1 protein-coding gene and 3 pseudogenes are annotated in these 2,046 nt (G+C 59.3%); 2 read left to right on the forward strand and 2 right to left on the reverse strand.

Features of this window, described 5'->3' with window-relative positions; all coding sequences use genetic code 11:
• Nucleotides 1–45: 45 nt before the first annotated feature.
• Nucleotides 46–342, reverse strand: a complete 297-nt coding sequence (gene groES, locus EN749_RS34725) for a co-chaperone GroES (protein WP_006203049.1) — start codon at nt 340–342, stop codon at nt 46–48.
• A 618-nt stretch (nt 343–960) separates the two neighbouring features.
• Nucleotides 961–1,068, reverse strand: a pseudogene (locus EN749_RS34735) (transposase); the annotation flags it as partial.
• Here EN749_RS34735 and EN749_RS34740 point away from each other — a divergent pair.
• Together EN749_RS34740 and EN749_RS34745 are read left to right on the forward strand one after the other, a co-directional pair.
• Nucleotides 1,061–1,402: pseudogene (locus tag EN749_RS34740) on the forward strand (transposase); the annotation flags it as partial. The pseudogenes EN749_RS34735 and EN749_RS34740 overlap by 8 nt on opposite strands.
• 201 nt (nt 1,403–1,603) lie before the next feature.
• Nucleotides 1,604–2,046: pseudogene (locus tag EN749_RS34745) on the forward strand (IS5 family transposase); the annotation flags it as partial.

Genomic DNA, 2,046 nt, shown 5'->3' on the forward strand with positions numbered 1-2,046 from the left:
GGCTTGCGATCAAGCCCGGAATTCAGTTGACGGTGAGGCCGATAATCAGCCGATGATGCCCATAATGTCGGATTCCTTCATGATCAGAAGGTCTTCGCCATTGAGCTTGACTTCGGTGCCCGACCACTTGCCGAACAGGATGCGGTCGCCAGCCTTGACGTCCAGGGGAACCAGCTTGCCAGCTTCGTCACGAGCGCCGGAACCGACGGCGATGATCTCGCCTTCCTGCGGCTTTTCCTTTGCCGTGTCCGGGATGATGATCCCGCCGGCGGTCTTGGATTCGGATTCGACCCGGCGTACGACCACGCGGTCATGAAGCGGGCGGAACTTCGACTTTGCCATTTTTTGGATATCCCTGGTGCGGAGGTTGAGCGGTTCTCCGTTGCCGGAGAGTGGTTAGCACTCGGCAGAGGCGAGTGCTAAGATGTGGGTGAGATAGGCTGTAGGTTCGTACTTAGTCAAGACGGGCGGGGGACGGACCGAAGGGCAAAAGATGTGGAATCGGCGCGGAAGCCTGCCCCCGTTACGGTGCATCCAACTGCCTAAGCGAGCGTTTCGGCCGCAAGTTCTGGGCCGACTTTCGTCTGTGTTAAAAAATGTGAAATTATGTGAAGTTAGTGGCCGAGCAGTCGGCGGAATCGACGGTCAGCCGAAACAGTCTTGAGCTTTTTGCAATTCACCCCTAACCTCAGGTTGCATCGCCAAAAGGAGCGCTCATCGCTTCGGCAGGCACTTGCAGACCATGATCGGGAACGTCGTGTTGAGGCGATATTCCCTCGGGTTCGGGTAGCCTATCGAAGCGAGATCTTCGACCAGTTGCTTACGGAGCTCGATATCGTGATGAAATACCCAGACGTTAAATCAGGTCTTAAAGATGAAGTCCCTTGGTCGGACAGCGTGACCGCGTACGACAAGGAGCACTTCACGACCTACATGAGGTTTCTGGACGCCTCCGCCGACGGCGATCGGAAGCGAGGCTGCGTCATTTGCGATCGATAGGCTAACCGCAATCTGACAGTTGTCCTGCTTGCCCAACTGGCCGCAATACTGGCGCGCTACGATCGAGTGGCCTGAAGGCGAGGTCGAGCCGAGCAAGTATTGGCTCTCCACCTTGCCGGCCGACGCTACGATCACCCAGTTGGTCGATGCCGCCAAAATGCGTTGGCGCATCGAGCGAGACTATCAGGAACTCAAGCAGGAGCTGGGACTGGGCCACTACGAAGGCCGAGGGTGGCGGGGCTTCCACCACCACGCCAGCCTCTGTATCGCCGCCTATGGCTTCCTGGTCTCTCTGCGGGAGACGATTCCCCCCTCAACTCCAACTCGCGCCCAGGGCCGCCAAACACCTGGTCTTCCCGGCGGTTATCGACCCCGCGGATCCTCCGATCCGACCAGAGCGGCACGTCCCGACCTCGATCCCGACCATCAGGCGACGCCTGACTGTGGCCCTGGCCAATCGCCTGCAACGATGTCCGTGCTGTACAAGGGCCATGGACAGTCCGCGTCAGGCTCGCAATTTATGACGCAGTAGTACTAAGAGACCGTTTTGAAAATCGGCTTGCTATTGGTTCCGTCTGAGGCTGGGTTATGATTCAAGCTGTGGATGTGGACAGAGCAGAGCCGTGGCCGGATGGCCCAGATTGCCAAGAAGACCAAGCGCTACCCGTCTGATTTGACGGACGAGGAGTGGGAGCAGTTCGCACCGCTGATGCCCAGGCCTGGGCGTCGGGGGGCGTCCGCGTGAGATTGATTTCCGGGAGGTGGTGAACGGGGTGCGCTACCTGGTCCGCTCCGGTTGCGGTTGGCGGATGCTGCCGATTCATTTCGGACCCTGGCAGACGGTTTACGGCGGTTCCGCGAACTGGCGCGGCGCTTTCTGTTTCAGACCATCCACGACGTGGCGTTGATGCTGGATCGCGAGCGAGCTGGGCGCGAAGCCAGTCCCACAGCTGGCGTAATCGACAGCCAGTCGGTCAAGGCTCCGCAAGCTGAAACAAGGGGTTACGACGCCGGCAAGAAGATCGTCGGCCGCAAGCGACACATCGC

The sequence above is a fragment of the Mesorhizobium sp. M7A.F.Ca.ET.027.02.1.1 genome (assembly GCF_004022985.1).
Taxonomy (GTDB): domain Bacteria; phylum Pseudomonadota; class Alphaproteobacteria; order Rhizobiales; family Rhizobiaceae; genus Mesorhizobium.